Below are 1,466 nucleotides of genomic sequence, written 5' to 3'. Positions count from 1 at the left end.
TATTCTATTAGCCAAATTCCTCTTCTTATTTGCCGATTTTCGCGTTCTATTTGCCTGAGCATTTTTTATTGTCCGGATTCTTGTTTCTATTGGATGTAGACTAGAAAACGGACACGTAGAATTAGTCACTTTGTTATAATGACTCTAACATTCTAAAAGAGGACGTGTCTAAAAATGGGGAAGCATTTCGATAACGAGTATAAAATGCAGATCGCTCAATTAGTTGTAGAAGAAGGCAAAAAAGGGACGGAACTGGCACGTGATTTAGATATTCCAATAGGGACGATTCGAAACTGGGTGAATGCTTATAAACAAAATAAAGAGAWGGGCTTTATTGGCAGCGGCAACCTATCACCTGACGTAAAATCTGTAAAGGACTTGGAGAAACAAATCAAGGACCTTCAGGAGGAAAACGAGATCTTAAAAAAGGCTATGCACATCTTCACGAAAAACCCGAAGTGATCTATCGGTTTATTCAGGAGCACCAGCGTGATTTTCGCGTGGTGAAGATGTGTCAGGTTTTAGGTGTTTCAACAAGTGGTTACTACGGCTGGATTAAGCGAKGGACAAGCCAAAGGAAGAAGGCCCGTAAAGAACTTACAKAGCAGATTAAGAGAGTCTATTATGACTCAAAAAGACGGTATGGAAGCATCAAGATTTTTCKGGTGCTCGAAAAGAAAAAGATTAAAGCGTCTCAACGCCATGTGCAGAGGATCATGACAGAGGAAGGCCTGAAGTCCATAGCAGCGAGAAAGTTCAAGGCTACGACCAATTCCGACCACGACAAGCAAGTTTATCCKAACCGGCTTAAACAGAATTTCAKGACTACAGCACCTGGCAAGGCATGGGTCGCTGATATCACTTATGTCTGGACTCGTGAAGGATGGCTTTATTTGGCGACTGTCATGGATTTGTATGCACGGAAAATTATCGGATTCTCCATGAGCAGCCGCATGACCAAGGAGCTCGTCATACAGGCACTTGATCGGGCAATGGTTAACCAGTCGCCAAAGGAAGGCCTTATCCATCACTCCGACCGAGGAAGTCAATATGCCTCCAAGGAATATACCAGTGCGCTAAAAGAATCTGAAATAACCATAAGCATGAGCGGGAAKGGCAACTGTTATGACAACGCCTGCATTGAATCGTTCCACAGTGTAATTAAGAAAGAACTTATATTCCATGAGGATTACATGACGCGAGAGGAAGCTAAAAGGAGTATATTTGAATATATTGTAAGCTTCTATAATAGCCAAAGAGTACACTCAACTTTGGATTATGCCACGCCTAATGAGTTTGAAAAAGCTTATTATCAAAAATTGGCGACAGCCTGAATACAACATTTTTACCTCTMGAACGAGTGACATATCGAAAGATTGTCACCCGTTTGGGAGGCGACTAAGCGGTAGCGCGGTAGGATTTAAAAAGGAAAAAAACTGTTTTTTTATGTCCGTTTTCTTGACGGA

Annotated in this window: 1 pseudogene; it reads left to right on the top strand. The window is 41.8% G+C overall.

Features of this window, described 5'->3' with window-relative positions:
- Positions 1-174 precede the first annotated feature (174 nt).
- Positions 175-1,334 (top strand): annotated as a pseudogene (locus ADU22_RS06695) (IS3 family transposase).
- Positions 1,335-1,466 lie beyond the last annotated feature (132 nt).

The organism is Bacillus sp. FJAT-27251 (assembly GCF_001273925.1).
GTDB lineage: Bacteria > Bacillota > Bacilli > Bacillales > Cytobacillaceae > Mesobacillus_B.
The sequence above is the reverse complement of the archived record's forward strand: the minus strand, read 5'-3'. Positions and strand labels throughout refer to the sequence as shown.